Raw genomic sequence first — 25,454 nt, forward strand, 5'->3', positions numbered from 1 at the left:
GCAATTGTCAGCGCAAGCGTTCGCTGAGCCACACGCCGATGTCGCGAATTTCTTCGGGTAACACTTCGTGCTCCATTGGGTATTCCTGCCATGTCACGGTGACACCATGGGCTTTGAGATACTCATAAGCCGTGCGACCCATCGAGTTCTGCACCACGTTGTCGAACTGGCCGTGCAGCGCCAGTGCCGGAATCCGTTGCTGGCTGGCGGATAACTCCAGTTCATCGCTGAACGTCGGCGCGTATGTCGATAATGCCAGTACCCCGCCCAACGGCCCCTGCCATTTCAGAAACGCGGTGTGATAGACCACGGCGCCGCCCTGGGAAAAACCGGCCAGGAAAATCCGCGATGCGTCTATTCCGCTGCTTCGCTGTTCTTCGATCAATTCGATGATGCGATCGGCGGACGCTTCCAGCTCATCGTGGTCGATCGACCGCGCCGGGCTCATGGCTTTGATGTCGTACCAGCTTGGCATGGCATATCCGCCATTTATCGTCACCGGGCGCGTCGGCGCCTGAGGCAGCACGAAACGCGTGCTCAGCAGGCTTTCCTGAAGCGCTTCGGCCACCGGCAGAAAGTCGTAGCGGTCGGCGCCGAGGCCGTGCAGCCAGATCACGCAGGCGTCTGCGGGCTTAACAGGCTGAAGAATCAAGGGCTCGGTCATGGCTGCTCCAATTGTGTGCGGGCGCTCTCATTGAGTGCGTGATTTGCGTGCGCGCCCGGTTGATCCGTTAAGAAGATGTCGCAAGGGTGCAAGTTTTGCTATTGACCTGTCACTCAATCGCTTCAGCAGCCGGTGTGGTACGGGCTTTGCTATGAGGTAGTCGTGCAATCAATCTCGCGCCTGGCGGTAACACTATCAGTGAACGCCGGGTGACGGGATAGCAAAGAATCCGGTGATGGATGTTCGCCAATGGCCGCAACGGGCTTAGCGAACGTGAAAGGGCTACCGCCCGTTCGGCCGAATGGTGAGAAGTGAGTTGTCCATGATGTGGATTTTCTCCTACTAGACTCATAGCGAAGGTCCTGCGTCGGTTGACCCCAAAAAAAGCCAACACGGGTCAACAACGCCTCAAAAGGGTGCGACTGGACTCAAGCTCCGACACAACAAGAGCAAAACTGGAGGTTTGAATGAAGATGTTGAAATCCACTCTGGCGATCGTGACTGCTGCTGCAGTACTGGGTGTCAGCGGGTTCGCTCAGGCGGGTGCAACCCTGGATGCAGTGAAGAAGAAAGGATTCGTGCAGTGCGGCGTCAGCGATGGCTTGCCAGGCTTCTCGGTTCCGGATTCCACCGGCAAGATCGTGGGCATCGATGCTGACGTCTGCCGCGCCGTGGCCGCTGCCGTGTTCGGCGACGCGACCAAGGTCAAGTTCAGTCAGTTGAACGCCAAGGAGCGTTTCACCGCTCTGCAGTCGGGCGAGATCGACATCCTGTCGCGCAACACCACCATGACCAGCTCCCGTGACGCGGGCATGGGCTTGAAATTCCCGGGCTTCATTACCTACTACGACGGCATCGGCTTCCTGGTTAACAACAAGCTGGGCGTCAAGAGTGCCAAAGAGCTGGACGGTGCAACCATCTGCATCCAGGCCGGTACCACTACCGAACTGAACGTTTCCGACTACTTCCGCGGCAACGGTCTGAAATACACCCCGATCACTTTCGACACCTCCGATGAAAGCGCCAAGTCGCTGGAGTCCGGTCGTTGCGACGTGCTGACCTCCGACAAGTCCCAGCTGTTCGCCCAGCGCAGCAAGCTGGCTTCGCCGAAGGATTATGTCGTTCTGCCGGAAACCATTTCCAAGGAACCACTGGGCCCGGTCGTGCGTAACGGCGACGACGAGTGGCTGGCCATCGTGCGTTGGGTTGGCTACGCGCTGCTGAACGCCGAAGAAGCAGGCATCACTTCGAAGAACGTCGAAGCTGAAGCCAAAGCGACCAAGAACCCGGATGTCGCTCGTATGCTCGGCGCAGACGGCGAATACGGTAAAGACCTGAAACTGCCGAAGGACTGGGTCGTACAGATCGTCAAGCAAGTCGGCAACTACGGTGAAATCTTCGAGAAAAACCTCGGCAAGAGCACTCCGCTGGAAATCGACCGCGGCCTGAACGCGCTGTGGAACAACGGCGGCATTCAATACGCACCACCAGTGCGCTGATGGTTCTGTCACCCGGCAGGCCAACTGCCGGGTGACGTTCTGTTCCATTATTTCCGGGGCACTTCATGCAAAATTCAATCGGCGCACCAAAGCAGAGGCTCAGCCTCAGCGATCCACGAGTGCGTGCGTGGGTATTTCAGATCATCACCATCGTGGCGGTGGTCTCCCTGGGCTGGTATCTGTTCGATAACACCCAGACCAACCTGCAACACCGGGGTATCACTTCGGGGTTCGACTTTCTCGAGCGCAGTGCCGGGTTCGGCATCGCTCAACACCTGATCTCCTACACCGAAGCGGACAGTTATGCCCGGGTGTTTGTCATCGGCCTGCTCAACACGCTGCTGGTGACCTTCATCGGTGTGATCCTGGCCACAATTCTCGGCTTCATCATCGGCGTCGCGCGCCTGTCGAAGAACTGGATCATTTCCAAACTGGCAACCGTGTACGTGGAGGTTTTCCGTAACATCCCGCCACTGCTGCAGATCCTGTTCTGGTACTTCGCGGTGTTCCTGACCATGCCGGGGCCGCGCAACAGCCACAACTTCGGCGATACCTTCTTCGTCAGCAGCCGTGGCCTGAACATGCCGGCCGCGCAAATGGCCGACGGCTTCTGGGCGTTCGTGGTCAGCATCGTGGTGGCCATCGTCGCCATCGTGCTGATGAGCCGCTGGGCCAACAAGCGCTTTGAAGCGACCGGCGAGCCGTTCCACAAGTTCTGGGCTGGCCTGGCGTTGTTCCTGGTGATCCCGGCGCTGTGTGCGCTGATCTTCGGTGCACCTGTGCACTGGGAAATGCCGAAGCTGCAAGGCTTCAACTTCGTCGGTGGCTGGGTGCTGATTCCGGAACTGCTGGCCTTGACCCTGGCGTTGACGGTGTACACCGCGGCGTTCATCGCCGAGATCGTGCGTTCGGGCATCAAGTCGGTCAGCCACGGCCAGACCGAGGCGGCGCATTCGCTCGGCCTGCGCAACGGCCCGACCCTGCGCAAGGTAATCATTCCGCAAGCGCTGCGGGTCATCATCCCGCCGCTGACCAGCCAATACCTGAACCTGGCGAAAAACTCCTCGCTGGCGGCCGGTATCGGTTATCCGGAAATGGTTTCGCTGTTCGCCGGCACCGTGCTGAACCAGACCGGTCAGGCGATCGAAGTCATTGCCATCACCATGAGCGTGTACCTGGCGATCAGTATCAGCATTTCCCTGCTGATGAACTGGTACAACAAGCGCATCGCGCTGATCGAGCGGTAAGGAATAGCGCATGAGTACTCATACTTTCAAACCCGACATGCCACCGCCGGCCAAGGTCTTCGGCCCGATGGCGTGGATCCGCGCGAACATGTTCTCCAGCTGGCTCAACACCCTGCTGACGCTGTTTGCGTTCTATCTGATCTACCTGGTGGTACCGCCGATCCTCAGTTGGGCGATCCTCGATGCCAACTGGGTCGGCACCACCCGCGCCGACTGCACCAAGGACGGCGCCTGCTGGGTCTTCATCCAGCAGCGTTTCGGCCAGTTCATGTACGGCTACTATCCGCCGGAACTGCGCTGGCGCGTGGACCTGACCGTGTGGCTGGCGGTCATCGGCGTGGCGCCCTTGTTCATCAAGCGCGTGGCGCACAAGGCGGTGTACGGCCTGAGCTTCCTGGTGATCTACCCGATCGTTGCCTGGTGCCTGCTGCATGGCGGCGTCTTCGGCCTCGACACCGTGGCGACCAGCCAGTGGGGCGGTCTGATGCTGACCCTGGTGATCGCCACTGTCGGCATCGCCGGTGCGTTGCCGCTGGGGATTGTCCTGGCGCTTGGCCGACGCTCGAACATGCCGGCGATCCGTGTGGTCTGCGTGACCTTCATCGAGTTCTGGCGCGGCGTGCCGTTGATCACGGTGCTGTTCATGTCCTCGGTGATGCTGCCGCTGTTTCTGCCTGAAGGCATGAACTTCGACAAGCTGCTGCGGGCGCTGATCGGCGTGATCCTGTTCCAGTCGGCGTACGTCGCCGAGGTGGTGCGCGGCGGTCTGCAAGCGATCCCCAAAGGCCAGTACGAAGCCGCGGCCGCGATGGGCCTCGGTTACTGGCGCGCCATGGGCCTGGTGATTCTGCCGCAAGCCCTGAAGCTGGTGATTCCCGGCATCGTCAACACCTTCATCGCGCTGTTCAAGGACACCAGCCTTGTGATCATCATCGGCCTCTTTGACCTGCTCAACAGCGTCAAGCAAGCCGCTGCCGATCCGAAATGGCTGGGCATGGCCACCGAAGGCTACGTGTTCGCCGCCCTGGTGTTCTGGATTTTCTGTTTTGGCATGTCGCGCTATTCCATGCACCTGGAACGCAAGCTCGACACTGGCCACAAGCGTTAGGAGTTTTTTCGATGAGCGAAGCAATCAAAAAGCCAGCGGGCCCTGAAGGCATCATTCAGATGCAGGGCGTGAACAAGTGGTACGGCCAGTTCCATGTGCTGAAAGACATCAACCTGAACGTGCGTCAGGGCGAGCGTATCGTGCTGTGCGGCCCGTCGGGTTCCGGCAAGTCCACCACCATCCGCTGCCTCAACCGTCTGGAAGAACACCAGCAGGGCCGCATCGTGGTCGATGGCGTGGAACTGACCAACGACCTCAAGCAGATCGAAGCGATCCGCCGTGAAGTCGGCATGGTGTTCCAGCACTTCAACCTGTTCCCGCACCTGACCATCCTGCAGAACTGCACCCTGGCACCGATGTGGGTGCGCAAGATGCCCAAGCGCAAGGCCGAGGAAATCGCCATGCATTACCTGGAACGCGTACGCATTCCGGAGCAGGCGCACAAGTATCCGGGGCAACTGTCCGGCGGCCAGCAGCAGCGTGTGGCGATCGCCCGCGCGCTGTGCATGAAACCGAAAATCATGCTGTTCGACGAACCGACCTCGGCACTCGACCCGGAGATGGTGAAAGAAGTACTCGATACCATGATCGGCCTGGCCGAAGACGGCATGACCATGCTCTGCGTAACCCACGAAATGGGCTTCGCCCGCACCGTGGCCAACCGTGTGATCTTCATGGACAAGGGCGAAATCGTCGAGCAGGCGGCACCGAACGACTTCTTCGACAATCCGCAGAATGATCGTACGAAGCTGTTCCTGAGTCAGATCCTGCATTGATCCGATTCAGGCGTTGAAATAAACCCGGACTCAGTTCCGGGTTTATTTTTGTCCGGGTTTTGCCGGTTGCCCTGATTGGAAAATCTGACTACCCTGTCAGCAAATTCATCCCATGATTGGATGACAGGGCGAATTCCATGTCTGAAAACTCTTTATTGATCAAACGATCCCTGGTCGATCAGGCGCTGGATCAACTGCGTCAGCGCATCACCGATGGCAGCTGGCAGGTCGGTCAGCGGCTTCCCACCGAGCCCGAGTTGTGCGCCGAACTCGGCATCAGCCGCAATACCGTGCGCGAAGCGATGCGGGTGTTGGCGTTTTCCGGGTTGATCGAGATCCGTCAGGGTGACGGCAGTTACCTGCGGGCGGTGGTCGATCCGATGGACACGCTCAAGGCGCTGTCCAGATGCTCGCTGGATCAGGCTCGGGAAACCCGGCACATCCTTGAAGTCGAGGCCATCGGCCTGGCGGCCTTGCGCCGTACCGATGAAGACCTCGTCGCGTTGCGCGAAGCGCTGGGTGTCGCCGGCAGCCACTATCACGGCGACCTCGACAGTTACATCCGCTGCGATCTGGTGTTCCACCGGCGTCTGGTGGATGCCGCACACAATCCGACCCTCAGCGAGCTGTATCGCTATTTTTCCAGCATCGTCGGCGCGCAATTGCGCCAGACCCTGAACATCGTCCCCCGTCGCCAGGAAGTCTTCGATTTGCACGTCGCCTTGCTTGAGGCCGTCGAGCAGCGCGATCCGGAGCGGGCCAAAGCCTTGTCGAGGCAGTTGATCAATGAACCTTGAAACCGAGAAAACCATGTCCCGCCCAGAAGTCTCCCCGGCACCCGTTCGCAAGGCCGAGCTCGAAGAATTGTTGATCGACGCCGAAGCCGATGACGAACAAGTGCAGCAAGGTCATCCGTTGGTGCGGCGCCCTTGGCTGTTGCTGCTTGGGTTGATTCTGGTGGCGTTGAACCTGCGACCGGCGCTGTCGAGCATGGCGCCGCTGCTCAGTGATGTGTCGAAAAGCCTTGGTTTGTCGGCCGCTCAAGCAGGGTTGCTGACGACGTTGCCGGTACTCTGCCTCGGTCTGTTTGCTCCGCTGGCACCCGTGCTGGCGCGACGTTTCGGTGCCGAGCGGGTGGTCTTGGGGATTCTTCTGACACTGGCCGGCGGCATCATCCTGCGCAGCAACTTCGGCGAAATCGGTCTGTTCGTCGGCAGCGTGCTGGGCGGTGCGAGCATCGGCATCATCGGCGTTTTGCTGCCGGGCATCGTCAAGCGCGACTTCGCCAAACATGCCGGCACCATGACCGGCGTCTACACCATGGCCCTGTGCCTGGGCGCGGCAATGGCGGCAGGTTCCAGCGTGCCGCTGAGCGAACACTTCGACCACAGCTGGGCCATGGGTCTGGGTTTCTGGGTGATTCCGGCGCTGGTGGCGGCAGTATTCTGGCTGCCGCAAATCGGCCAGAAGCACGGCGCGCACAACGTTGCCTATCGGGTCCGCGGTCTGCTGCGTGATCCGCTGGCGTGGCAAGTGACCTTGTACATGGGCCTGCAATCTTCACTGGCCTACATCGTGTTCGGCTGGTTGCCGTCGATCCTCATCGGTCGCGGGCTGACCCCGACCCAGGCCGGCCTGGTGCTGTCCGGATCGGTGATCATCCAGCTCGCCAGCTCCCTGGCGGCACCGTGGCTGGCCACGCGCGGCAAGGATCAGCGGCTGGCGATCGTGGTGGTCATGGCGCTGACGCTCGGCGGCCTGTTCGGTTGCCTCTACGCACCAATCGAAGGACTGTGGGGCTGGGCGATCCTGCTGGGGCTGGGGCAGGGCGGTACGTTCAGCCTGGCGCTGACCCTGATCGTGCTGCGCTCGCGGGATTCCCATGTCGCGGCCAACCTGTCGAGCATGTCCCAGGGCTTCGGCTACACCCTCGCGTCCATGGGGCCGTTCGCGGTCGGTGTGGTGCACGACTGGACCGGTGGCTGGAACGCCGTGGGCTGGATCTTCGGCATCATCGGTGCGGGTGCAATCCTCGCCGGCCTCGGTGCCGGACGTGCGCTGTATGTGCAGGTAGTCAGCGAAAAGGTCTGACGCGCGCGCACTGTCGGTATTCGGAGTGCGAATGCCGATAGTGTTTCGGGCGTTTGCGGATTATCGTGCTGGCAATCTGTACCTTTCCTGGAGATTGCCCATGAGTGAAGAAGCCCACAGCGCCCTGATCACCCGTTTCTACCAGGCTTTCCAGCGCCTTGACGCCGAGGCCATGGCCGCCTGCTACACCGACGACGTGGTATTCAGCGATCCGGCGTTCGGCGAACTGCGCGGCCGCGATGCCGGCGACATGTGGCGCATGCTCACCACCCGCGCCAAAGACTTCTCACTGACCTTCGACAACGTCCGCGCCGATGAGCGCAGCGGCGGCGCCCACTGGGTGGCGACCTACCTGTTCAGCCAGACCGGCAATATCGTGATCAACGACATCCAGGCACGCTTCGTCTTCCGTGACGGCAAGATATGCGAACACCACGACCACTTCGATTTGTGGCGCTGGTCGCGTCAGGCGTTGGGCTTCAAGGGCCTGCTGCTGGGTTGGACGCCGCTGGTGCGCAACGCCGTCCGTGCCCAGGCCCTGAAAGGGCTGAAGGCATTTCAGGCGAGTCGCTGATAAGATCGCGGCCTGTTTTCCTTACGCCTGAATTGTCCCGTGACCAGCCTCAGCGAAAATCCTCCCGATGTCGACGTACCAGTGAGCAAGTCCTGGTTCGTCTACCTCGTACGCGCCGCCAACGGTTCGCTGTACTGCGGGATCAGCGATGATCCCGTGCGCCGCTTTGCCAAGCACCAGAGTGGCAAGGGCGCACGATTCTTTCTTTCAAGCCCGGCGATGGCGCTGGTCTATACCGAGCTGTGCCGCGACAAGAGTGATGCGTTACGCCAGGAGCGGTTGATCAAAAAACTCAGGAAGAGTGCGAAGGAATGTTTGGTGGCGTCTTATCGGCCTGATTGATCGGGTGTAAGCGGTAGAAGTCTCTGCATGTCGAAGGCGCTGCCTGAGGCAAACGGCGGGCGAAAAAAAACCGCCTTTGCGGGGCGGTTTTTCTGTAAACGCCGGTTTGCGGCCGGGTTTACTGCATCACAATGGACACACTAGCGTGGACGAAGATTATTCGGCTTTATGCCATCGAGCAAGTGGGAAAACCGTCTCGGTTTCGGCTGAGGCGGTTTTTTTCGAGAACTCTCCAGTGCCTTATCAACCTGACTGATCGGTTCCCATCAGCCGGATCCGTAGGCTGCGAACAAATTGCGCGCTAAGCTGCTGGCTCACTTTCTGTGCGGCGGAGCCGAGCATGTCCGAGTTGATCCTTCATCATTACCCGACCTCTCCCTTTGCTGAAAAGGCCCGGCTGCTGCTGGGGTTCAAGGGCTTGTCCTGGCGTTCGGTGCATATCTCGCCAGTGATGCCCAAGCCTGACCTGACCGCCCTGACCGGTGGCTACCGCAAGACGCCGGTGCTGCAGATCGGCGCCGACATCTATTGCGACACCGCGCTGATCGCCCGTCGCCTCGAGCAGGTAAAGGCCCAGCCTTCGTTCTTCCCGGATGGTCAGGAAATGATCGCCGCCAGTTTCGCTGCCTGGGCCGATTCGGTGGTGTTCCAGCATGCGGTGAGCCTGGTGTTTCAGCCCGAATCGGTGGCGGTGCGTTTCGGCAAGTTACCGCCGGAAGCGATCAAGGCCTTCCTCGCCGATCGTGCCGGACTGTTCAGCGGTGGCAGCGCGACCAAACTGTCAGCCGAACAGGCCAAACATCAATGGCCAACCATCATGGCGCGTCTGGAGCAGCAGCTGCAGCGTGAAGACGGGGACTTCCTGTTCGGCGAGCCGTCGATTGCCGACTTCGCCATGGCCCATCCGCTGTGGTTCCTCAAGGCGACCCACGTCACCGCGCCGCTGGTGGACGACTATCCGGCAGTGTCCGCATGGCTCGGGCGGGTGCTGGGCTTCGGTCACGGTGCGGCCAGTGCGATGAGTTCCGAAGAGGCGCTGGAGGTTGCACGCAGTTCGAAACCGGCGGCATTGCCCGATGAGCAGTTTGTCGATCCGAACGGATTCGAAACGGGCCAGCAAGTCGTGATCGCGGCCACTGACTACGGCGTTGATCCGGTGGCCGGTGAGCTGGTGTTTGCCGGTCGCGAGGAGTTGATCTTGCGCCGTGAAGACGAACGTGGCGGCGTGGTGCATGTGCACTTCCCGCGTTTCGGTTTCCGAATCGAGAAACGCTGAAACAACTGAGGGAGCCGATTGGCTCCCTCGTTCATTTCAGTGCAGCGAGAATCTCGTTCGGATCAAACCCGCGAATCAACGTGCCATTGACGTCGATCAGCGGAATTCCGCGCCCGCCCAAAGCCTCGTAAGCCTTGCGTGCCTCGGCATCCTTCTCGATATCGAATTCCTTGAACGGAATGCCTTTCTGATCGAGAAAGCGCTTAGTCTGCTTGCAGTAACCGCACCAGTCCGTGGCGTACAACACGACATGGGCGTTGGCGCGGACCTGCTCGGACGCCATCTGCGATGGGTTGAATACCCGCTCGATCTTGCCCCAGTTCTGATAGACCACGACCACCAGCAGAACCAGCAGAACTTTTTTCAGCACATTGCCGAGCATCAGTTGCGACGCTTCAACTGATCGGTGAGCGAGGTCGGCAGACCTTTGATGATCAGGGTGCCGGCCTCTTCGTCGTATTCGATCTTCGAGCCCAGCAGGTGTGCTTCGAAGCTGATCGACAGGCCTTCGGCGCGGCCGGTGAAGCGGCGGAACTGGTTGAGCGTGCGTTTATCCGCCGGAATCTCCGGCGACAGGCCGTAATCCTTGTTGCGGATGTGATCGTAGAAGGCCTTTGGGCGCTCTTCGTCGATCAGCTCCGAGAGTTCTTCCAGGCCCATGGGCTCGCCGAGCTTGGCCTGGCTGCTGGCGTAGTCGACCAGGGTCTTGGTCTTTTCGCGCGCGGAATCTTCCGGCAGGTCTTCGCTCTCGACGAAGTCGCTGAAGGCCTTGAGCAGGGTGCGGGTCTCGCCCGGGCCGTCGACGCCTTCCTGGCAGCCGATGAAGTCGCGGAAGTACTCCGAGACCTTTTTGCCGTTCTTGCCCTTGATGAACGAGATGTACTGCTTGGACTGCTTGTTGTTCTGCCACTCGGAAACGTTGATCCGCGCCGCCAGGTGCAGTTGGCCGAGGTCGAGGTGGCGCGACGGTGTCACATCCAGTTGTTCGGTCACTGCCACGCCTTCACTGTGGTGCAGCAGGGCGATGGCCAGGTAATCGGTCATGCCTTGCTGGTAGTGGGCGAACAGCACGTGGCCACCGACCGACAGGTTCGATTCTTCCATCAGCTTTTGCAGGTGCTCGACCGCGACTTTGCTGAACGCGGTGAAGTCTTTGCCGCCTTCCATGTACTCCTTCAGCCAGCCGCTGAACGGGAACGCACCGGACTCCGGATGGAACAACCCCCAGGCTTTGCCCTGTTTGGCGTTATAGCTCTCATTGAGATCGGCGAGCATGTTCTCGATGGCAGCGGACTCAGCCAGTTCGGAGTCACGGGCGTGCAGGACTGCGGGTGTGCCGTCGGGTTTTTTGTCGATCAAATGGACGATGCAATGACGGATCGGCATAGGCTTCTCGGCTGGTGGAAGGGGGGAGGGCGGGCTCCCCCGAAAAAGCGCTCAGTGTACCGCAACCACTGGATTTGGCGCGGGGTGAAGGGCAAATCCGGGTCACCCGACGGCCCTTATGCATTTATTTACCGATTTAGCGCAATAAACCTGACCATTTGGCTAGCTAGAGGCGGATATTTCCTTGTCTCTGTGCTAGTTTTGCCCGGTCTTGTGCGAAGTCACCGCGACAAGCATGCATTCAGCTTTTGTCAGGTCGAACCAAACCTTGATTTCGGCATCTATAACCCCGACTCGTCGTGGTTATCGCCGAGGGTGCCAGATCCAGAAGATCGGGCTCGATGGCTGACACTGCACTCTGCAATCCATATGAATTTGATAGGGAAGGAACACTACATGGCTCTTACTAAAGACCAACTGATCGCCGACATCGCTGAAGCTATCGACGCGCCGAAAGCCACCGCGCGTGCCGCTCTGGACCAACTGGGTCAAATCGTTGCCGATCAGCTGGAAAACGGTGCCGAAATCACTTTGCCAGGTATCGGCAAGCTGAAAGTGACCGAGCGTCCTGCCCGCACTGGCCGTAACCCGTCGACTGGCGCTGCCATCGAAATCCCTGCCAAGAAAGTGGTCAAGATGGTTGTGGCCAAAGGCCTGACCGACGCTGTGAACAAGTAAGACGCAGCGATAAAAAAAACCGTGCACCGGAGCGATCCGGGCACGGTTTTTTTGCGCCTGCTGTTTGTGTTTCAGCAGTAGCGGCGGCTGCTTTGCGCTCAAGCGCCGCCCTGGTCGAAGCGTATTACTTGCGAACCCAGCGCTCGCGCCGCCAGATCTGCTGTTCGGACTTGGTCTGGAAGGTCCAGGCGACGAAGCGGCTCTGCTTCTGCCCCTGGGACATTTCCACCACCTGGCTTTCCAGCGCGCCGGCCTTTTTCAGCGCGGTTTCGATGGCAGGCAGGTTCGAGGCTTTCGAGACCAGGGTGCTGAACCACAACACCTTGTGCGCAAAGTTCGCACTTTCGGCGATCAGTTGCGTCACGAAGCGCGCCTCGCCACCTTCACACCACAGCTCGGCCGACTGACCGCCGAAGTTCAGCACCGGTAATTTGCGCTTCGGATCGGCCTTGCCCAGGGCTCGCCACTTACGCTCGCTGCCCTTGGTGGCTTCTTCCATCGACGCGTGGAATGGCGGGTTGCACATGGTCAGGTCAAAGCGCTCGCCGGGCTCCAGCAGGCCGATCAGGATGTGCTTGCGGTTTTCCTGCTGGCGCAGCTGGATGACCTTGTTCAGGTTGTTGGACTGGACGATGGCCCTGGCGGCGGCCACGGCGGTCGGATCAATCTCCGAGCCGAGGAAGTGCCAGCGGTATTCGCTATGACCGATCAGCGGATACACGCAGTTGGCGCCCATGCCGATATCCAGCACATTGACGATGGCTCCGCGCGGAACCACGCCATCGTTGTTGCTGGCCAGCAGGTCCGCCAAAAAGTGGATGTAGTCGGCACGGCCCGGCACCGGCGGGCACAGATAATCGGCCGGGATGTCCCAATGCTGGATACCGTAGAACGATTTGAGCAGCGCCCGGTTGAACACACGCACCGCATCGGGACTGGCGAAGTCGATGCTTTCCTTGCCGTACGGGTTGGTGATCACGAACTTCGCCAGTTCCGGCGTGGTCTTGATCAGCGCCGGGAAGTCGTAACGACCCTGATGGCGATTGCGCGGGTGCAGGCTGGCTTCTTTACGCGGTTCCACGGGCTTGGCCGGGGTGGCGGAGTCAGGCTTCTTGCGCGCAGGTTTCGGTGTACGTGGGGCGTTCATGGGCGTGGTCGATTCGGGTAGGGCTGAAAGTGGCGGCTATTGTCCCACAGGGCGCTGCGTTGTTGGCCGGAAAAGTGCCGGGCACAAAAAAGGGAGGCCGTTGCGGGCCTCCCTTTTTCAGTGCGATTTGCCGTTACAGGCTGGCAATCCGCGCGTGCTGCTCGGCCAGCTTGGCCAGAGCCTGTTCGGCTTCGGCCAGTTTGGCGCGTTCCTTCTCGATGACTTCGGCCGGGGCCTTGTCAACGAAACCGGCGTTGGACAGCTTGCCGCCAACGCGCTGGACTTCGCCCTGCAGACGCAGGATTTCCTTGTCCAGACGCGCAAGCTCGGCGTTCTTGTCGATCAGGCCGGCCATCGGCACCAGCACTTCCATCTCGCCAACCAGCGCGGTGGCAGACAGCGGCGCTTCTTCGCCGGCCGCCAGCACGGTGATCGATTCCAGACGCGCCAGCTTCTTCAGCAGCGCTTCGTTTTCGGTCAGGCGGCGCTGATCTTCGGCGGTGACGTTTTTCAGGTAGATCGGCAGCGGTTTGCCCGGGCCGATGTTCATTTCGCCACGGATGTTGCGCGTGCCGAGCATCAGGCCCTTGAGCCATTCGATGTCGTCTTCGGCCGCCGGATCGATGCGCTCTTCGTTGGCCACCGGCCAGGGTTGCAGCATGATCGTCTTGCCCTGAATGCCGGCCAGCGGCGCGATGCGCTGCCAGATTTCTTCAGTGATGAACGGCATGAACGGATGCGCCAGACGCAGCGCCACTTCCAGTACGCGAACCAGCGTGCGGCGGGTACCGCGCTGACGCTCGACCGGCGCGTTTTCGTCCCACAGCACAGGCTTGGACAGTTCCAGGTACCAGTCGCAGTACTGGTTCCAGATGAACTCGTACAGCGCTTGCGCCGCCAGGTCGAAACGGAACTGATCCAGTTGACGGGTCACTTCGGCTTCGGTGCGTTGCAACTGCGAGATGATCCAGCGGTCTGCCAGCGACAGCTCGTAGGCTTCGCCGTTCTGGCCGCAGTCTTCGCCCTTGTCCAGAACATAACGCGCGGCGTTCCAGATCTTGTTGCAGAAGTTGCGATAGCCTTCGACGCGGCCCATATCGAACTTGATGTCGCGACCGGTGGAGGCCAGCGAGCAGAAGGTGAAGCGCAGGGCGTCGGTGCCGTAGCTGGCGATGCCGTCGGCGAACTCTTCGCGGGTCTGCTTCTCGATCTTCTTCGCCAGCTTCGGCTGCATCAGGCCGGACGTGCGCTTCTGCACCAGGGTTTCCAGCTCGATGCCGTCGATGATGTCCAGCGGGTCCAGGACGTTGCCCTTGGACTTGGACATCTTCTGGCCCTGGCCATCACGCACCAGACCGTGTACGTAAACGGTCTTGAACGGAACCTGCGGCGTGCCGTCCTCGTTCTTGATCAGGTGCATCGTCAGCATGATCATCCGGGCGACCCAGAAGAAAATGATGTCGAAACCGGTGACCAGCACGTCGGTGGAGTGGAATTTCTTCAGGAACTCGGTCTTTTCCGGCCAGCCCAGGGTAGAGAAGGTCCACAGGCCCGAACTGAACCAGGTGTCGAGCACGTCGTTGTCCTGTTGCAGCGCAACGTCCGGGCCGAGGTTGTGCTTGGCGCGCACTTCGGCTTCGTCGCGACCCACGTAGACCTTGCCCGACTCGTCGTACCAGGCCGGAATCCGGTGACCCCACCACAGCTGACGGCTGATGCACCAGTCCTGGATGTCGCGCATCCACGAGAAGTACATGTTTTCGTACTGCTTCGGCACGAACTGGATGCGGCCGTCTTCAACGGCGGCAATCGCAGGCTCGGCCAGCGGTTTGGTGGACACGTACCACTGGTCGGTCAGCCACGGTTCGATGACGGTGCCGGAGCGGTCGCCTTTCGGCACTTTCAGGTTGTGATCGTCGACGCTGACCAGCAGGCCGGCGGCGTCGAACGCGGCCACGATCTGCTTGCGTGCTTCGAAACGCTCGAGACCGGCGTACTCGGCCGGAATCTTGCCGTCGATGCTGTCGTTCAGCGTGCCGTCGAGGTTGAACACTTGCGCTGCCGGCAGCACGTTGGCGTTCTTGTCGAAGATGTTCAGCAGCGGCAGGTTGTGGCGCTTGCCGACTTCATAGTCGTTGAAATCGTGGGCCGGGGTGATTTTCACGCAGCCGGTGCCGAATTCAGGATCGCAGTAATCGTCGGCGATGATCGGAATGCGGCGGCCGACCAGCGGCAGCTCGACAAACTTGCCGATCAGGGCTTTGTAGCGCTCGTCGTTCGGGTTCACCGCGACGGCGGAGTCGCCGAGCATGGTTTCCGGACGGGTGGTCGCGACGATCAGGAAGTCGTTGCCTTCAGCGGTTTTCGCGCCGTCGGCCAGCGGGTACTTCAGGTTCCACAGGAAACCTTTCTCGTCATGGTTTTCCACTTCGAGGTCGGAAATCGCCGTGTGCAGCTTGGTATCCCAGTTGACCAGGCGCTTGCCGCGGTAGATCAGACCGTCTTCGTGCAGGCGCACGAACGCTTCTTTAACGGCTTCGGAGAGGCCGTCGTCCATGGTGAAGCGCTCGCGGCTCCAGTCCACGGACGAGCCGAGGCGGCGGATCTGACGGCTGATGTTGCCGCCGGACTGATCCTTCCACTCCCAGACTTTTTCGAGGAATTTCTCGCGGCCCAGATCGTGGCGATTCTGGCCCTGAGCTTCGAGTTGACGCTCCACCAGCATCTGCGTGGCGATACCGGCGTGGTCGGTGCCCGGCTGCCACAGGGTGTTGCGACCCTGCATGCGGCGGAAACGGATCAGGGCGTCCATGATCGCGTTGTTGAAACCGTGACCCATGTGCAGGCTGCCGGTGACGTTCGGCGGCGGGATCATGATGGTGTAGGAGTCGCCCGCGCCTTGCGGGGCGAAGTAGTTCTCGGACTCCCAGGTGTTGTACCAGGAAGTTTCAATGGCGTGCGGCTGGTAGGTCTTATCCATGCGCGGCGGGACCCTATTGGCATTTATTCAGGAAAAGCCGGGAAGTATAGCGGGGCATGGGGCGCAGGGCGAGCGGGGCGGGCCGGGTGGAGGGCTAAATGTGGGAGCTGGCTGACCAGCGATGGCGGTGGCGCGGTTTTTCAGGAAAGCCGCCGTGATGCTGTCGCTGGCCAGTCAGCTCCTACAGGAGATCGGGGGGATTATTCATACTGGCCGAGAAGCCGTTCCATCCGCGCCTCGAGGCGACGTTTGATTTCGGTTTCGATGTGTGGTGCGAAATCGTCGATCACGTCCTGCATGATCAGTTGCGCGGCGGCGCGCAGTTCGCTGTCCAGGTGCAGGAGCGCGTCGGGACCTTTATCCACAGGTGCAGCGGCAGGCTGCGGGGCAGGCGTCGGCGGGGGTGCAGCTTCGGCGGCTTGCGGTGTGTTGTCGATCGAATCGAACAACATCGGAATCTGTTCCTGTTCGCCATCATCGACCGTGTCGGTCAGCAGCGGCGGTTGCAGGTTGTCATCACCGAGCAACTGGCGGATCGACTCGAGATCATCCAGCAGGTGCGCGGGTTTTTGCAGCGGTTTTGGAGTGTCCATCGGCGTACTCAGAGTCGCTGTAAACGGTGGTCTTGCAGAGGATAGCCCTGTTCGCGGTAGAAACGGAAACTCTCCCGCGCCGCAGTGCGAATCGTCGGATCTTCCACCACAACCTCCGCCACCCGGGCGAATTTGTTGGCGAAAGCCGGGACTTTCAGGTCGAGGTTGACCAGCAAGTCCGCGTGCTGGCCGCAGTCATCGCCCAATCCCAACACGATCAAACCTTCCGGTTCGCTTTCAGCCGGGCCGTGAGGCACGAAGGTTTCGCCCTTGAACGCCCACAGCCGCGCATCGAGATCATCACGCTGGGCGGCATCGCTGCAATGCAGGTAGATGCGGTGGCCCATGCGCCACGCTTTCTCGGTGAGCTTGCAGGCAAAGTCCAGGCGAGCCGAAGGATCGGCGCTGGGCAGGATATAAAAGTCGACTTTGGTCATTGCGGTTCCTGAGCTGAAAGCGGCGCCTCTCAAGAAAGGCGCCGCCCGCAGTCATCGGTTTCAGGCTTTGGCGCGGTCCAGCAGGTATTGGGTCAGCAGTGGAACCGGACGGCCAGTGGCGCCCTTGTCCTTGCCGCCGCTGGTCCAGGCGGTGCCTGCAATGTCCAGGTGTGCCCAGTTCAGTTTTTTGGTGAAGCGCGACAGGAAGCAGGCGGCGGTGATGGTGCCGGCTTTCGGACCGCCGATGTTGGCGATGTCGGCGAACGGGCTGTCCAGTTGCTCCTGGTACTCATCGAACAGCGGCAGTTGCCAGGCGCGGTCGTCGGCAGCCTTGCCGGCGCTCAGCAGTTGCTCGATCAGCTCGTCGTTGTTGCCCAGCAGGCCTGACGTGTGGGCGCCCAGAGCAACGACGCAGGCACCGGTCAGGGTGGCGATGTCGATTACTGCTTGCGGCTTGAAGCGCTCGGAGTAGGTCAGGGCGTCGCACAGCACCAGACGGCCTTCGGCGTCGGTGTTGAGGATTTCCACGGTCTGGCCGCTCATGGTGGTGACGATGTCGCCCGGACGCGAAGCCGTGCCGCTCGGCATGTTCTCGGCGCAGGCGAGGATGCACACCAGGTTGATCGGCAGTTTCAGTTCCAGCACGGCGCGCAGGGTACCGAACACGCTGGCGGCGCCGCCCATGTCGTACTTCATCTCGTCCATGCCGGCGCCCGGCTTCAGGCTGATGCCGCCGGTGTCGAAGGTGATGCCTTTACCGACCAGCGCGTACGGCTTCTCGGATTTCTTGCCGCCGTTGTATTGCATGACGATCAGACGCGGCGGCTGGGCGCTGCCCTGGCCGACGGCGTAGAACGAACCCATGCCCAGCGACTTGATCTTCTTCTCGTCGAGGACTTCGACTTTCAGATCCTTGAACTCTTTGCCGAGGTTCTTGGCCTGTTCGCCCAGGAAAGTCGGGTGGCAGATGTTCGGCGGCAGGTTGCCCAGGTTGCGGGTGAACGCCATGCCGTTGGCGATCGCAGTGGCGTGGTTCACGGCGCGCTGCACTTCGGCCTGAGCGGCCTTGATGGTCAGCAGGGTGATCTTCTTCAGGGCGCGCGGTTCGGCTTTCTGGCTCTTGAACTGGTCGAAGGTGTATTCGCCGTCGATCAGGGTTTCGGCCAGCAGTCGGGTCTTGCCGTAGCTGTCGCGGTTCTTGACGATGATTTCATCGAGCGCCAGCACGGCGTCGCTGCCACCCAGGCCTTTAAGCGTGTTGAGGATGCCGGCGACGATCTTGCGGAACGGACGGTCGCCCAGTTCTTCATCCTTGCCCACGCCGACCAGCAGCACGCGTTCGGCTTTCAGGTTCGGCAGGCTGTGCAGCAACAGGCTCTGACCGACCTTGCCGGCCAGGTCGCCACGCTTGAGCACGGCGCTGATGGCGCCGCCGCTCAGTTCGTCGACCTGCCTGGCGGCAACACCGAGTTTGCGGCCTTCGCCGATAGCAACCACCAGGGTGGCGGTTTTCAACGTTTCTGGGCTAACGCTTTTTACAACCAGTTCCATGTCCGGATCCCTGAATGAATGGTCAACACGCAGGCGTTCGACGTGTCCGCCGTCGCCTGCTTATAGAGAGAAGAGGCGCAGGCCAGTGCCTGCGACAGAGGCGGCAGTTTGAACCTCGCTCACCGCGCCTGACAACCCTCGGTTGTACGATCTTCAACGGATTGCATGCTTGCGTGAGTGTGCGCAGTGACAGGCGCCCTCAATCACAGGATAATGCCGCATCTTTTTTCGACGGCTCTGCCTTGCGGGCCCGTCGATACGTTTGCTTGTTTGGCCGCCTTAGCCTGACAACCCTGGAGTGTCTGGTTTGATCGTCTTCCGTTATCTGTCCCGCGAAGTCCTGTTGACCCTGAGTGCGGTAAGCGCCGTGCTGCTGGTCATCATCATGAGCGGTCGCTTCATCAAATACCTCGCCCAGGCCGCTGCGGGCCAGCTCGATCCGGGATCGCTGTTCCTGATCATGGGCTACCGTCTGCCGGGCTTCCTGCAACTGATCCTGCCGCTGGGCCTGTTTCTCGGGATCCTGCTGGCGTACGGCCGGTTGTACCTGGAAAGCGAGATGACCGTGCTCTCGGCCACCGGCATGAGTCAGCAGCGTCTGTTTCGCATGACCCTGTTCCCGGCCACCCTGGTGGCGCTGGTGGTGGCATGGCTGAGCCTGAGCCTGGCCCCGCAAGGCGCCAACCAGTTCCAGCTGCTGCTGAACAAACAGGACGCCCTGACCGAGTTCGACACCCTCGAGCCCGGCCGTTTCCAGGCCCTGCGCGACGGTACGCGGGTGACCTACACCGAAACCCTGAGCGACGATCGGGTCAACCTGGGCAGCGTGTTCATCTCGCAGAAGAACCTCGGCGCCAACCAGAAGGATCGCGGTATTTCCGTGCTGGTGGCAGAAAAGGGCCGTCAGGAAGTGCGTCCCGACGGCAACCGCTACCTGATCCTCGACAACGGGTACCGCTACGACGGCAGCCCGGGTCAGGCCAACTACCGCGCCATCCACTACGAAACCTACGGCGTGCTGCTGCCCAAGCCGGATGTCAGCGAGGAAGTCACCGACCGTGACGCCATGCCGACCTCGTCTTTGCTGGGCAGCGACGACATCCGCTCGAAAACCGAATTGCAATGGCGCCTGTCGCTGCCGTTGCTGGTGTTCATCGTGACCCTGATGGCGGTGCCGCTGTCGCGGGTCAACCCGCGTCAGGGGCGTTTCCTCAAGCTGCTGCCGGCGATTCTTCTTTATATGGCTTACCTGACCATCCTGATTGCCGCCCGCGGCGCCCTTGAAAAAGGCAAGATTCCACCGTCGCTCGGTTTGTGGTGGGTGCACGCGATCTTCCTGTTCATCGGCCTGGGCCTGTTGTACTGGGAACCTCTGCGCCTGAAGCTGGCCAGCCGTCGCAGCGCTGCGCTGGAGGTGGCCCGTGGTTAAACTCGACCGCTACATCGGCAGCAGCGTATTCATTGCGATCATTGCAGTGCTGGCGATCATTCTCGGCCTGGCGACCTTGTTCGCGTTCATCGACGAGATGGGCGACGTCAGTGACACCTACACCCTGGTCGATGTCCTGAGTTTCGTGCTCCTGACCGCGCCACGCCGCATGTACGACATGCTGCCGATGGCGGCGCTGATCGGCTGTCTGATCGGCCTCGGCAGTCTGGCGAGCAGCAGCGAACTGACGGTAATGCGCGCTGCCGGTGTGTCCATCGGGCGCATCGTCTGGGCGGTAATGAAACCGATGCTGGTGCTGATGCTGGCCGGTGTGCTGATCGGCGAGTACGTGGCGCCGGTCACCGAAAGCATGGCCCAGGCCAACCGTTCGCTGGCGCAAGGCAGCGGCGACGCGCAAAGCGCCAAGCACGGCATGTGGCACCGCCAGGGCGAGGAGTTCATTCACATCAACTCCGTACAGCCCAACGGTCGCCTGTATGGCGTGACTCGCTATCACTTTGACAAAGAGCGTCATCTGCTGAGCTCGAGCTTCGCCAAGCGCGCCGAGTTCGATACCGATCACTGGCAGCTGACCGACGTAACGACTACCAGATTCCACGAGCGCAGTACCGAAGTGGTCAATACACCGGTCGAGCGTTGGGATGTCTCGCTGAGCCCGCAATTGCTGAGCACTGTGGTGATGGCGCCGGAATCGCTGTCGATCACCGGCCTGTGGGGTTATATCCACTACCTGGCCGATCAGGGCCTGAGCAACGGTCGTTACTGGCTGGCATTTTGGGTCAAGGTGTTGCAGCCGCTGGTGACCGCTGCCCTGGTACTGATGGCGATCTCCTTCATCTTCGGTCCGTTGCGTTCGGTGACCCTCGGTCAGCGGGTATTCACCGGTGTGCTGGTGGGTTTCACCTTCCGCATCGTTCAGGATCTGCTGGGTCCATCCAGTCTGGTGTTCGGGTTCTCGCCGCTGTTCGCGGTGCTGGTGCCGGCTGGCGTATGTGCGCTGGCGGGTGTCTGGCTGTTGCGTCGAGCCGGTTGATGAACAAGGTTTCACCCACGCTTTAGCCTTGGAAACGCCTCGGTCGTCAGATCGGGGCGTTTTTGCATGCAATCCGGGTGACAGGCGAACGTGACGCTTGCGCCGTGTATCAGGTACAATTCCCGGCTATTTTTCGGCGGGCCAAGCCTGCAGCCTTTTTGAGTGTTGATCCGTGAGTGATTTGAGTCATATCCGCAATTTCTCCATCATCGCCCACATTGACCATGGCAAGTCGACGCTGGCTGACCGTTTCATCCAGATGTGCGGCGGCCTGGCCGAGCGTGAAATGGAAGCCCAGGTCCTGGACTCCATGGAACTGGAGCGTGAGCGCGGGATCACCATCAAGGCCCACAGCGTCACCCTCTATTACAAGGCCAAAGACGGCATTACCTACCAGCTGAACTTCATTGACACCCCGGGCCACGTCGACTTCACCTACGAAGTCAGCCGTTCCCTGGCCGCGTGTGAAGGCGCGTTGCTGGTGGTCGATGCGGGGCAGGGTGTTGAAGCCCAGTCCGTGGCCAACTGCTACACCGCCATCGAGCAGGGCCTCGAGGTCATGCCGGTGCTGAACAAGATCGACCTGCCACAGGCCGAGCCCGACCGCGTCAAGGACGAGATCGAGAAGATCATCGGCATCGACGCCACCGACGCCGTCACCTGCAGCGCCAAGACCGGCCTGGGTGTCGACGAGGTTCTGGAGCGTCTGGTTACCACCATTCCTGCGCCGACCGGCAACATCGAAGATCCGCTGCAAGCGTTGATCATCGACTCCTGGTTCGACAACTACCTGGGCGTTGTCTCCCTGGTACGCGTGCGTCACGGCCGCGTGAAGAAGGGCGACAAGATCCTCGTCAAGTCCACCGGCAAGGTGCATCTGGTCGACAGCGTTGGCGTGTTCAACCCGAAACACACCGCCACCGCTGACCTGAAAGCCGGCGAAGTGGGCTTCATCATCGCCAGCATCAAGGACATTCACGGTGCGCCGGTCGGTGACACCCTGACCCTGAGCTCCACTCCGGACGTTCCGGTGCTGCCAGGCTTCAAACGTATCCAGCCGCAGGTTTACGCCGGTCTGTTCCCGGTCAGCTCCGACGACTTCGAGGACTTCCGCGAAGCGCTGCAGAAACTGACCCTGAACGACTCGTCGCTGCAATACACCCCGGAAAGCTCCGACGCACTGGGCTTCGGCTTCCGTTGCGGCTTCCTCGGCATGCTGCACATGGAGATCATCCAGGAGCGCCTGGAGCGCGAATACGACCTGGACCTGATCACCACGGCGCCAACCGTAATCTTCGAACTGGTGCTGAAAACCGGTGAAACGATTTACGTCGACAACCCGTCAAAGCTGCCGGATGTCTCGTCGATCGAAGACATGCGCGAGCCGATCGTGCGCGCCAACATCCTGGTACCGCAGGAGCACCTGGGCAACGTCATCACCCTGTGCATCGAAAAACGCGGCGTGCAGGTCGATATGCTGTTCCTCGGCAATCAGGTGCAGGTGACCTACGACCTGCCGATGAACGAAGTGGTCCTGGACTTCTTCGATCGTCTGAAATCCACCAGCCGCGGCTATGCTTCGCTGGACTACCATTTCGATCGCTACCAATCGGCTAATCTGGTGAAACTGGACGTGCTGATCAACGGCGACAAGGTCGACGCTCTGGCGCTGATCGTGCACCGTGACAATTCGCACTTCAAAGGTCGCCAGTTGACCGAGAAGATGAAAGAACTGATTCCTCGTCAGATGTTCGACGTGGCCATCCAGGCTGCCATTGGCGGTCAGATCGTCGCCCGGACAACCGTCAAGGCGCTCAGAAAGAACGTATTGGCCAAGTGCTACGGCGGCGACGTCAGCCGTAAGAAAAAACTGCTTGAGAAGCAGAAGGCCGGTAAGAAACGCATGAAACAGGTCGGCAACGTGGAAATCCCACAAGAAGCCTTCCTCGCCGTGCTCAGGTTGGAATAGTCAGGTCCTATGTCACTAAATTTCCCGCTGTTGCTGGTCATTGCCGTGTTCGTCTGCGGTCTGTTGGCGTTGCTCGATCTGTTGATCCTGGCACCGCGTCGGCGTGCTGCCATCGCCTCCTATCAGGGCAGCGTCAGCCAGCCTGATGTGATGGTGGTCGAGAAGCTGAACAAGGAACCGCTGCTGGTCGAGTACGGCAAGTCGTTCTTCCCGGTGCTGTTCATCGTGCTGGTGCTGCGTTCGTTTCTGGTGGAGCCGTTCCAGATTCCGTCCGGCTCGATGAAACCGACCCTGGACGTCGGCGACTTCATTCTGGTGAACAAGTTTTCCTACGGGATCCGTTTGCCGGTGATCGACAAGAAGATCATCGAAGTCGGTGATCCGCAGCGCGGCGATGTGATGGTATTCCGCTACCCGAGCGATCCGAACGTCAACTACATCAAGCGTGTCGTCGGCCTGCCGGGCGACACCGTGCGGTACACCGCCGACAAGCGTCTGTTCGTCAATGGCGAGTCGATTGCCGAGCAAATGGTCGGCTCCGAGCCGGGCACCCTCGGCAGTGCGGAACTCTACAAGGAAAAACTCGGCGCCGCCGAGCACCTGATCCGCAAGGAAATGAGCCGCTACCGCGCTACGCCGGACCATAGCTGGACCGTGCCGGCCGGACACTACTTCATGATGGGCGACAACCGCGACAACTCGAACGACAGTCGCTACTGGGATGATCCAAACATTCCCAAGGATCTGCTGGGCATGGTTCCCGACCAGAACATCGTCGGCAAAGCCTTCGCGGTCTGGATGAGCTGGCCGGAACCGAAACTCAGCCACCTGCCGAACTTCTCGCGGGTCGGCCTGATCAAGTAAACAAACACGGCGCTGTTGACCACAGCGCCGAATGCATTTCTGGCGTCGGCACAACCGGCTCCAGGGCATGAAGCCACGATATTCAGGACGTCATTTTTGAACACAGCGTTAATTGTCCCAGGCCTGCGCCGTATCCCGGCGATGGCGGTGGAATCCAGCCACGAACTCAGCGTGGGTAAACCGTGAGCGTTTCTCTAAGCCGTCTCGAGCGCCAGCTCGGTTACACCTTCAAGGACCAGGAACTGATGGTCCTGGCCCTCACGCACCGCAGCTTTGCCGGACGCAACAACGAGCGTCTGGAATTCCTCGGCGATGCGATCCTCAACTTTGTTGCCGGCGAAGCCCTGTTCGACCGTTTCCCGCTGGCTCGCGAAGGCCAGTTGTCGCGTTTGCGCGCTCGGCTGGTAAAAGGTGAGACGCTGGCGGTGCTGGCCCGCGGTTTCGATCTGGGCGATTACCTGCGTCTGGGTTCCGGCGAGTTGAAGAGTGGCGGTTTCCGTCGCGAGTCGATTCTGGCCGACGCCCTGGAAGCACTGATCGGTGCAATCTACCTCGACGCCGGCATGGAAGTCGCCCGCGAGCGCGTACTGGCCTGGCTGGCCGGTGAGTTCGAAGGCCTGACGCTGGTCGATACCAACAAGGATCCGAAGACTCGCCTGCAGGAATTCCTGCAATCGCGCGGCTGTGAACTGCCGCGCTATGAAGTGGTGGATATCCAGGGCGAGCCGCACTGCCGTACCTTCTTCGTCGAGTGCGAAGTTGTCCTATTGAATGAAAAAAGCCGAGGTCAGGGTGTGAGCCGTCGTATTGCCGAACAGGTAGCGGCCGCCGCAGCACTGATTGCCCTGGGTGTGGAGAATGGCAATGACTGATACAAACGCAACGCGCTGTGGCTATGTTGCCATCGTCGGCCGTCCCAACGTGGGCAAGTCCACGCTGCTGAACCACATCCTCGGCCAGAAGCTGGCAATCACCTCGCGCAAGCCGCAGACCACTCGCCACAACATGCTCGGGATCAAGACCGAGGGCGACGTGCAGGCGATCTACGTCGACACCCCCGGCATGCACAAGGGTGGCGAAAAGGCCCTGAACCGCTACATGAACAAGACCGCTTCGGCGGCGTTGAAAGACGTCGACGTGGTGATCTTCGTAGTCGATCGCACCAAGTGGACCGAAGAAGATCAGATGGTTCTGGAGCGCGTGCAGTACGTGACCGGCCCGTTGATCGTCGCGCTGAACAAGACCGACCGCATCGAAGACAAGGCCGAGCTGATGCCGCATCTGTCGTGGTTGCAGGAACAGCTGCCGAACGCGCAGATCATTCCGATTTCGGCGCAACAAGGGCATAACCTCGATGCGCTGGAAAAGGTCATCGCCGACCATCTGCCGGAGAACGATCACTTCTTCCCGGAAGACCAGATCACCGACCGCAGCAGCCGCTTCCTCGCCGCCGAACTGGTGCGCGAGAAGATCATGCGCCAGCTCGGTGCCGAACTGCCGTACCAGATCACCGTGGAAATCGAAGAGTTCAAGCAGCAGGGCGCGACGCTACACATCCATGCGTTGATTCTCGTCGAGCGTGACGGCCAGAAGAAAATCATCATTGGCGACAAGGGCGAGCGTATCAAGCGCATCGGCACCGAGGCGCGCAAGGACATGGAGCTGCTGTTCGATTCCAAGATCATGCTCAACCTGTGGGTCAAGGTGAAGGGCGGCTGGTCCGACGACGAGCGTGCGCTGCGTTCGCTGGGTTACGGCGACCTGTAAAGCAATACATCGATCCATTGTG

Annotated in this window: 24 protein-coding genes; 16 read left to right on the top strand and 8 right to left on the bottom strand. The window is 60.6% G+C overall.

Features of this window, described 5'->3' with window-relative positions:
• Window positions 1-7: 7 nt before the first annotated feature.
• Window positions 8-664, bottom strand: a complete 657-nt coding sequence (locus AC1MDC_RS17075) for an alpha/beta hydrolase (RefSeq protein WP_085698550.1) — start codon at window positions 662-664, stop codon at window positions 8-10.
• Between the two features lie 467 nt (window positions 665-1,131).
• Here AC1MDC_RS17075 and AC1MDC_RS17080 point away from each other — a divergent pair, with 467 nt between their 5' ends.
• The 9 genes from AC1MDC_RS17080 (at window position 1,132) to AC1MDC_RS17120 (ending at window position 9,577) form a co-directional block, all read left to right on the top strand.
• A complete protein-coding gene (locus AC1MDC_RS17080; RefSeq protein ID WP_085698551.1) occupies window positions 1,132-2,163 on the top strand; it encodes an amino acid ABC transporter substrate-binding protein in 1,032 nt (343 codons plus the stop codon).
• Window positions 2,164-2,228: 65 nt separating this feature from the next.
• Entirely contained in the window at window positions 2,229-3,410 is a 1,182-nt protein-coding gene (locus tag AC1MDC_RS17085; protein ID WP_085702523.1) for an amino acid ABC transporter permease, read from the top strand.
• Window positions 3,411-3,420: 10 nt separating this feature from the next.
• The gene (locus AC1MDC_RS17090) at window positions 3,421-4,518 is read left to right on the top strand and encodes an amino acid ABC transporter permease (RefSeq protein WP_085698553.1); all 1,098 of its coding nucleotides are present in this window, start codon (window positions 3,421-3,423) and stop codon (window positions 4,516-4,518) included.
• 11 nt (window positions 4,519-4,529) lie between these two features.
• The gene (locus tag AC1MDC_RS17095; protein ID WP_085698554.1) at window positions 4,530-5,294 is read left to right on the top strand and encodes an amino acid ABC transporter ATP-binding protein; all 765 of its coding nucleotides are present in this window, start codon (window positions 4,530-4,532) and stop codon (window positions 5,292-5,294) included.
• 137 nt (window positions 5,295-5,431) lie between these two features.
• Window positions 5,432-6,091, top strand: coding sequence for a FadR/GntR family transcriptional regulator (locus AC1MDC_RS17100; protein WP_085698555.1), 660 nt, complete (start codon window positions 5,432-5,434; stop codon window positions 6,089-6,091).
• A complete protein-coding gene (locus AC1MDC_RS17105) occupies window positions 6,081-7,385 on the top strand; it encodes a CynX/NimT family MFS transporter (RefSeq protein WP_266200896.1) in 1,305 nt (434 codons plus the stop codon). Before AC1MDC_RS17100 ends, AC1MDC_RS17105 begins: the two co-directional genes overlap by 11 nt.
• A 100-nt stretch (window positions 7,386-7,485) precedes the next feature.
• On the top strand, window positions 7,486-7,959 hold the full coding sequence (locus AC1MDC_RS17110) for a nuclear transport factor 2 family protein (RefSeq protein WP_085608154.1): 474 nt from the start codon (window positions 7,486-7,488) through the stop codon (window positions 7,957-7,959).
• A 39-nt stretch (window positions 7,960-7,998) separates the two neighbouring features.
• Complete coding sequence (locus tag AC1MDC_RS17115; RefSeq protein ID WP_480393389.1) at window positions 7,999-8,301, top strand: GIY-YIG nuclease family protein; 303 nt, start codon at window positions 7,999-8,001, stop codon at window positions 8,299-8,301.
• Between the two features lie 340 nt (window positions 8,302-8,641).
• Complete coding sequence (locus AC1MDC_RS17120; RefSeq protein ID WP_085698558.1) at window positions 8,642-9,577, top strand: glutathione S-transferase family protein; 936 nt, start codon at window positions 8,642-8,644, stop codon at window positions 9,575-9,577.
• A 31-nt stretch (window positions 9,578-9,608) separates the two neighbouring features.
• On the opposite strand, the gene AC1MDC_RS17125 is transcribed toward AC1MDC_RS17120, so the two are convergent.
• Window positions 9,609-9,959, bottom strand: coding sequence for a glutaredoxin family protein (locus tag AC1MDC_RS17125; RefSeq protein ID WP_085702526.1), 351 nt, complete (start codon window positions 9,957-9,959; stop codon window positions 9,609-9,611).
• Window positions 9,959-10,963 (bottom strand): nucleoid-associated protein YejK, encoded by a 1,005-nt coding sequence (yejK, locus tag AC1MDC_RS17130; protein ID WP_085698559.1) that lies wholly within the window; start codon window positions 10,961-10,963, stop codon window positions 9,959-9,961. Before yejK ends, AC1MDC_RS17125 begins: the two co-directional genes overlap by 1 nt.
• Window positions 10,964-11,359: 396 nt before the next feature.
• Between yejK and AC1MDC_RS17135 the strand changes: the two genes are divergently transcribed.
• Window positions 11,360-11,641 carry an HU family DNA-binding protein gene (locus AC1MDC_RS17135; RefSeq protein ID WP_085698560.1) on the top strand — a complete coding sequence of 94 codons (282 nt, stop codon included), beginning with the start codon at window positions 11,360-11,362 and terminating at the stop codon, window positions 11,639-11,641.
• A gap of 124 nt (window positions 11,642-11,765) precedes the next feature.
• Here AC1MDC_RS17135 and rlmF read toward each other — a convergent pair whose 3' ends face one another.
• The 5 genes from rlmF to AC1MDC_RS17160 form a co-directional block, all read right to left on the bottom strand.
• The gene (rlmF, locus tag AC1MDC_RS17140) at window positions 11,766-12,788 is read right to left on the bottom strand and encodes a 23S rRNA (adenine(1618)-N(6))-methyltransferase RlmF (protein ID WP_085698561.1); all 1,023 of its coding nucleotides are present in this window, start codon (window positions 12,786-12,788) and stop codon (window positions 11,766-11,768) included.
• 133 nt (window positions 12,789-12,921) lie between these two features.
• Window positions 12,922-15,768 (bottom strand): valine--tRNA ligase, encoded by a 2,847-nt coding sequence (locus tag AC1MDC_RS17145; RefSeq protein WP_085697239.1) that lies wholly within the window; start codon window positions 15,766-15,768, stop codon window positions 12,922-12,924.
• A 200-nt stretch (window positions 15,769-15,968) separates the two neighbouring features.
• The gene (locus tag AC1MDC_RS17150; protein WP_085697240.1) at window positions 15,969-16,361 is read right to left on the bottom strand and encodes a DNA polymerase III subunit chi; all 393 of its coding nucleotides are present in this window, start codon (window positions 16,359-16,361) and stop codon (window positions 15,969-15,971) included.
• An 8-nt stretch (window positions 16,362-16,369) separates the two neighbouring features.
• On the bottom strand, window positions 16,370-16,798 hold the full coding sequence (locus AC1MDC_RS17155; RefSeq protein ID WP_085697241.1) for a DNA polymerase III subunit chi: 429 nt from the start codon (window positions 16,796-16,798) through the stop codon (window positions 16,370-16,372).
• A gap of 60 nt (window positions 16,799-16,858) precedes the next feature.
• On the bottom strand, window positions 16,859-18,349 hold the full coding sequence (locus AC1MDC_RS17160) for a leucyl aminopeptidase (protein WP_227234537.1): 1,491 nt from the start codon (window positions 18,347-18,349) through the stop codon (window positions 16,859-16,861).
• 307 nt (window positions 18,350-18,656) lie between these two features.
• On the opposite strand from AC1MDC_RS17160, the gene lptF reads away from it, so the two are divergent.
• From lptF to era, 6 genes are all read left to right on the top strand, one after another.
• The gene (gene lptF, locus AC1MDC_RS17165) at window positions 18,657-19,778 is read left to right on the top strand and encodes an LPS export ABC transporter permease LptF (protein WP_085697243.1); all 1,122 of its coding nucleotides are present in this window, start codon (window positions 18,657-18,659) and stop codon (window positions 19,776-19,778) included.
• Window positions 19,771-20,832, top strand: coding sequence for an LPS export ABC transporter permease LptG (lptG, locus tag AC1MDC_RS17170; RefSeq protein WP_085697244.1), 1,062 nt, complete (start codon window positions 19,771-19,773; stop codon window positions 20,830-20,832). Before lptF ends, lptG begins: the two co-directional genes overlap by 8 nt.
• 172 nt (window positions 20,833-21,004) lie before the next feature.
• On the top strand, window positions 21,005-22,801 hold the full coding sequence (gene lepA, locus AC1MDC_RS17175) for a translation elongation factor 4 (protein ID WP_085697245.1): 1,797 nt from the start codon (window positions 21,005-21,007) through the stop codon (window positions 22,799-22,801).
• A gap of 9 nt (window positions 22,802-22,810) precedes the next feature.
• Window positions 22,811-23,665, top strand: coding sequence for a signal peptidase I (lepB, locus tag AC1MDC_RS17180; protein WP_085697246.1), 855 nt, complete (start codon window positions 22,811-22,813; stop codon window positions 23,663-23,665).
• A 182-nt stretch (window positions 23,666-23,847) separates the two neighbouring features.
• Window positions 23,848-24,537, top strand: coding sequence for a ribonuclease III (gene rnc, locus AC1MDC_RS17185; RefSeq protein ID WP_011332589.1), 690 nt, complete (start codon window positions 23,848-23,850; stop codon window positions 24,535-24,537).
• Complete coding sequence (gene era, locus AC1MDC_RS17190) at window positions 24,530-25,432, top strand: GTPase Era (RefSeq protein ID WP_011332590.1); 903 nt, start codon at window positions 24,530-24,532, stop codon at window positions 25,430-25,432. The genes rnc and era overlap by 8 nt, the downstream gene beginning before the upstream one ends.
• Window positions 25,433-25,454: the final 22 nt, after the last annotated feature.

The organism is Pseudomonas sp. 1 (genome assembly GCF_056626735.1).